Genomic DNA, 5,922 nt, shown 5'->3' on the forward strand with positions numbered 1-5,922 from the left:
CGCCCCTCCCCCCGATCCCGACCATCCCGTCGACGACGAGATCGGCGCGGAGGACGGTCTCCTCGGCATCACCGGCCGCGACGCTACGACCGCCCGCCCGCAGCAGCGCCGCGAGCCCGCCCGGGTGGGTGCGCTCGGGCGCGAGCAGCACGGCCGCGACCGCCGCGCCGCGCCGCGCCAGCCGCGCCCCGGCGTACAGGGCGTCGCCGCCGTTGTCCCCGCTCCCCACCAGCAGCACGACCCTGCCGCCGTAGACCCGCCCCAGCAACTGGGCGCAGGCGACGGCCAGTCCGGCCGCGGCACGCTGCATGAGCGCACCCTCGGGAAGCCGCGCCATCAGCCTCTGCTCCGCTGCCCTTACCGTCTCCACGCTGTACGCAGTACGCATGCGGTCGAGTCTGCCCCGTGAGCGGCGGGGACCGCACCCGGGCGCACACGGAACCCGTGGCTCACCCCTCCGCGATCACCACCGCGGAGGCCACCCCCGCGTCATGGCTCAACGACACATGCCACGACCGCACCCCCAGGTCGGCCGCCCGTGCCGCGACCGTCCCCGTCACCTTCAGCCGGGGCTGGCCACTGTCCTCGACGTACACCTCCGCGTCCGTCCAGTGGAGCCCCGCCGGGGCACCGAGCGCCTTGGCCAGGGCCTCCTTCGCGGCGAAGCGGGCGGCGAGGGAGGCGGGGCCCCGGCGTTCCCCGCTCGGCAGCAGCAACTCGCTGTCCAGGAACAGGCGTTGGGCCATACCGGGCGTACGTTCCAGGGACGCCGCGAACCGGGCGATCTCGGCCACGTCGATACCAACCCCGATGATGCTCATGCCGATCACCCTATGACGGCGCGGATACGCCGAAGGGGGTGGCGCGTGGCCGAGGCCACGCACCACCCCTTCCCCCCGTTGTGGGTCAGCTGCGCGTCAGCGTGTAGTCGCCGCCGCCGTTGTCCCCCGTGACGACGACGCCGTAGCGGCCGGTCCGTGTCGGTGTGAAGGTCACGGAGACCGGGCCGCCGAATATGGGGTCCGCGACAGCGGACGCCACCGCGGAGCTACGGTTCTGAAGGAACGTCGCCGGGTTGCCCGGGTCGTCGCCCATGATGAACAGGCTGGCTGTCGAGATCACGCTTGCCTCGGTCAGGCTGATGGTCACCGGCACACCCGCGGTCAGGTCCGTGTCCTGCACGGCGGCGGGCTGTGAGTCGGCGAGGTGGAAGGTGTTGGACGATGCCGGCTGCAACGTCTGGGAGCCCGCCGTGTACTCGATGTAGTAGGGAACATCGGTGCCCCGGAATTGGACGACCTGCGGGAAGTAGTCGCCCACCGGCCGCGTGTTCCCGTCGATCGCGACGAAGTCCACCGACTGGCCGGTGAGAGCGCTGCTCGCGAGGAGGTTCGGCTCGGTCTGCGCTCGGTCGTCGTACACCTTGAGGTTGTTGTCGGACGGCGCCAGCGACCTCACCGCGACCACGGACCAGGAGGGGACCAGCGTGATGAAGCGGAAGTTCTGCGCCGAGGTGTCGGCAGGGGCAGGGGCCGATTCGCCCTTCCCGTTGATCAATTCCCTGCGGTACTGATAGTCGATCGTGTTCTGGTAGAGCGACCCCCGCGAGGCGTCGGTCACGTCGAGCCCGTCCAGACCACGGCTGTGCCAGAACGACGCGAATGTGTTGTCGACGTGATGCGCGAGCGTGGCGAAGACGGTTCCGAAGGCCTCACTGTGCTGGTCCCAGAATTCGGTGGTGGTGCTGGGCGGGTCGGTGAGGTCCAGCAACGCACCGATGACCCGCGTCTCCGTCACATCACCGTTGGCGACACGGTTGGTGCCCCAGGTCGGGAACTCGAAGTCGGTCGAGGTTCCGTTGCCGAACAGAAAAGCCGAGGTGTGATACATGGCCAACGAGAAGAAGGTCGCCCATCCCTCGATCCATGCGCATACGGCGGTGCTGGCCGCGTTGGGCGGATGAGGAATGGGGCAACCCGCGGTCGACGGAAACGCGTCGTTGTAGAGGTCGTCCATCAGCGCGTGGCCGATCTCGTGCATGACCTCCATCGGGGCGTCCGGAGTGGGGGTGAGCAGATGCACGATGTTCGCCGTCTGGTCGTACTCGTCCTGCGCGTTGGTTCGGACATCCGGCCAGTCGATCTGTATCTGCCGGCACGCGGTGTCCTTCGGATCCCAGCAGCTGCCGGAATGCGGAACCCCCAACCACGCGTCGTTGCCCTCGTCGAATGCGTGAGCGGCCCGGTTGCCCGCCGCGTCGCCGGGGACCGTACTGCCGAAGTTCACCGTGCTGCCCGGCACCGGATTGGCACGGATCGGCGAACTCCAGTTGTAGGCGCCCGTGCCGTTCTGCACCTGCCACGAGGCGTTGGCGGCCTTGACCGTGATGTACAGCTGCGTGAACTGCGCGGCGCCGAAACAGATGTCGAAGTTGCCCGCGGAGTTGGTGAGCCCGGCGATCAGCGCGCCGGTGAGGTGATCCCGCACCTGCACCTGGATGTTCATCCCGTTGTGCCGCACACCGGCCTGGTCCGTGTAGCTCCAGTTGCCCACGGCGTGCGTGTCACAGGCCAGCGGTGCCACTCGCTGTGGTGCGGGAAGTCCCGGACTCGGCACACCACTCGTCACCTGCCACGCCGGGCGTTTCGCTGCGGCGGACGATGCGGCCGCGGCACCCGGCCCACCGCCCGAGTCCGCCCGTCCGACCGCGGGGCTCGCCAACGCGCACAGCACCGCCACCACGACAGTGAGGATGGTTCTTCGCGCCGGCCTCATCAGCTGAACTGCCAGTACTGGTTGTACGCGGCACTCGCACCGCAGGTGAACTGGACGATCCCGGCCTTGTCGGACTGGCTCGATCCCGCGACGGCCATGCATTTGGCGCTGTGGCGGGCCACGAGCTGGACCCCGGTGATGCCGACCGGCGCCGCCCGCAGGAACCACTGCTGGTTGTTCGCGCCGGTGCAGCCGTACTGGTTGACCACGGCGTTGTTGTCGAGGCTGTTCTGGCGGACGTCCGCGCACTTGCCGCTGTTGAGGTTGACGAGCAGGTAGTAGCCGCTGTCGGTGGACTGGAGCGCCCACTGCTGGTTGCGGCCGCCGTCGCAGGAGTACTGCTCCAGTCCGTGGCCGTCGTCCGTGGCGGATTCCGGTACGTCCAGGCACTTGGCGCTGTTGTAGTTGGTCACCTTGTAGTAGGTCACCGCCTGTGGCTGAGCGGCGGCCGCACCGGCGCCGGCGGCGGAGAGCCCGACCAGGCCCAGGCCGAGCGCGGTGGTGACGGCGACGGCGACACGGCCGGGAAGTCTCACAGTTGCGTTGATGATGCCCATTGGGTCGTCCCCCGATGACTAGAACTGGGCGGTCCGGCGACAACGTTGCCGCCGTGGGACAGCGTGCCCGCCTCACCGTGGCAGGGGATGAGTAACCGCTACTCAACTACCCGCTGCCCGGCCTCCCGTTGCCCAACTACCCATAGGGCACTGGCGAGTTCATGTCGGGTGGTGACGCCGAGTTTGGCGTAGGCGTGCTGGAGGTGGTTGTCGACGGTGCGCACCGACAGGGCCAGCGCGTCGGCGATGTCCTTGCTGGCGCCGCCGGCGGCGGCGAGGAGGGCGATCTCCCGTTCGCGGGACGTGAGGTGGGCGGTGGCCCGGGCCGTGGCCAGCAACGGCGTCCGAGCGCCCTCGCAGCGCTCCCGGAGCGCGGCGGCCCGCTGGGCGGCGGCGACGGCGCGGCGGGAGCGGGCCGCCCTGCGCCAGGCGGCCGCGGCGGCGGTGGCCGCCTCGGCGGCAAGCAGATCCGCGCCTACGGCCTCGCACGCGTCGGCGGCCGCGAGGAGCAGTTCGGGGTCGTCGGCGCCGAGCGCGGCGGCCAGTCGGGCCCGGGCGGCGGCGAGCGTCCCGTCGCACATCCCGGCGAGTACGGCGAGCCGGTCGCCGGCGTCCTCCGCTCCGCCGAGCCGGGCGACATCGGTCAACAGCAGCGCTTCGCCGGTGACATGGCCGGTGCGGCGGGCGGAAGCGGCCGCGGCGGTGAGCACGGACCGCGCCCGCACCAGCTGCCCCCGAGCGGCCAACAGCCAGGCCTCACCCAGGAGTTCCTCCCCGGCGGACAGCAACCCGGGTTCTACGGGCGGCAGTTCGCGGTGCTCGGCGAGCGTGGCCTCGGCCGCGTCGAGATCCCCCAGTACGGCCGCGCACGCGGCGAGCCCGCCCAGCACCGGCCGTAGGGCCATCGCGTGGTCGATGCCGCGGGACACGGTGGCGGCCTCGGCCCACCAGCGGCGGGCGGTCGCGGGATGGCCGGCCAGCCAGTGCGTACGGCCGAGGAGGACCGCCAGCCAGATCCGCACCCGGGAACCGGCCGCGGTGAGTTCGGCGTAGGCGGGCTCGCCCACCCGGCAGACCTCGGCGGCCGGGACACCGGCTTCGGTGAGGGCGAGGACGAGCGGGATGCGCTGGAAGGCGGGATGGGAGGCGAGGGCGCGTTCCTCGACCCGCCGGTGCGCGTCGTGCGCGCGCCGCGCCCAGGTGGCGGCCTCGGCGGTACGGCCCACCAGGGCCAGCGCGGCGGGCTTCATCCAGGCGCCGCGCAGCCAGGCGTTGACGTCGGGGGCGGCGGCGACGTCGGTCTCCAGATCCTCCAGCAGGGCCAGCCCCTGCGCCGGCCGGCCACCGACGATCCGGAGAAAACCCTCGTTGATCGTGAGCTTGCGGCGGTCGGCCGGAGTGCTGATCCGTTGGCGGGCCGCGTCGTTGACGGCGAGCGCCTCGGCAAGGGGGGCGTTGCTCCACAAGAGGTTCGTCGTCCGGACGAGGGCGACCGCGAGCCTCTCCTCCTCGTCGGCGGCGAGGGCGTCCGCCCCGGCGAGCGTCGCCTCGGCCTGGTGCCAGCGGCCCAGCTCGAACAGGGCCTCGCCGAGCCGCAGTTCGGTGGCGGTTGTCCGGTGCTTCTCCGGCAGGGCTTCCAGCAGGGCGACGGTCCGGGGCAAGTCGTGGGCGTGGCGGGCGAGTACGGCGGCCTGGATGAGGAGGGCCGGGTCGGCGGTGCCGGTCGCGGCCAGCCGCCAGGTCGCGATGTGCAGCAGGTCGCCGCGACGGCGGGCGCCGCGTGCCTGGACCCGGACGGCCTGGTCCAGGAGCAGGCCGCGGCGGCGCAGCAACGGCAGCCCGGCGCGCAGCACTTCGCCGTACAGGGGGTGGGCCAGCGACACCGTCGTACGCCGCCGGTCCTGCGTGACGCGGATCAGCCCCGCCTGTTCCAGGGCCGCCGTCACCTGCGGCGGTGCCAGGGCTTCGGCGTGCGCCAGGGGCAACGGCTCGCACAGCGCCAGGAGTTCGAGCACGGGGCGCCCCGCGGGATCGGCGGCGGCCAGCCGTGCACCGATCATCTCGGTGAGCCGCGCGGTACCGGGCAACCGGTCCTCGACCAGGTGCCAGATCTCCCCGTCCTCGGTCAGGTTCCCGGCAGCGAGGGCGCCGAGGACGAGTTCGCGCAGGTAGAGCACGTTGCCGCCGCTGGCGGCCGACAGTTCGTGCAGGGTTCTCCGGGCGACGGGCCGCCCGAGCGCAGCCTGGAGCAGCACTTCGACCTGCTCGGGACTCAGCACGGTCAGATCGACCCGGTACACCGGGTCCCCGCCCCGCAGCGCGGCGACGGCCTCCCCGTACGGCTCACCGGTGCGCACGGTGCCGATCAGCAGCAGCGTGCCGGTGTCCATCAACTGCCGCAGCAGTACGGCCGATGCGGCGTCCAGCAGATGCATGTCGTCGACGAACAGCACCCACTGCCGCCCCGGCCCGTAAGCCAACTCCCTTGCTACGGCGGCGAATCCGGCGACAGGGTCGGTCAAGTCGACCCCGACGGGCAGCAGATGGGCGATCGCCCCCAGCGGCACGGCCCCCGCCGCGACACTCGCGG

Annotated in this window: 5 protein-coding genes; all 5 read right to left on the reverse strand. The window is 71.8% G+C overall.

The features are described 5' to 3' along the window. Positions 1 to 388: NAD(P)H-hydrate epimerase (locus AC31A1_RS45210; RefSeq protein ID WP_489658897.1), on the reverse strand; the 388-nt coding region annotated here is incomplete at its 3' end. A 61-nt stretch (positions 389 to 449) separates the two neighbouring features. After that, a complete protein-coding gene (locus AC31A1_RS45215) occupies positions 450 to 821 on the reverse strand; it encodes a holo-ACP synthase (protein WP_489658898.1) in 372 nt (123 codons plus the stop codon). An 85-nt stretch (positions 822 to 906) separates the two neighbouring features. Next, complete coding sequence (locus AC31A1_RS45220) at positions 907 to 2,553, reverse strand: hypothetical protein (RefSeq protein ID WP_489658899.1); 1,647 nt, start codon at positions 2,551 to 2,553, stop codon at positions 907 to 909. Positions 2,554 to 2,774: 221 nt separating this feature from the next. Then, positions 2,775 to 3,332, reverse strand: coding sequence for an RICIN domain-containing protein (locus AC31A1_RS45225; RefSeq protein WP_489658900.1), 558 nt, complete (start codon positions 3,330 to 3,332; stop codon positions 2,775 to 2,777). Positions 3,333 to 3,430: 98 nt separating this feature from the next. Further along, positions 3,431 to 5,922: LuxR C-terminal-related transcriptional regulator (locus AC31A1_RS45230; RefSeq protein ID WP_489658901.1), on the reverse strand; the 2,492-nt coding region annotated here is incomplete at its 5' end.

It is taken from the genome of Streptomyces sp. P5F9 (assembly GCF_057961495.1).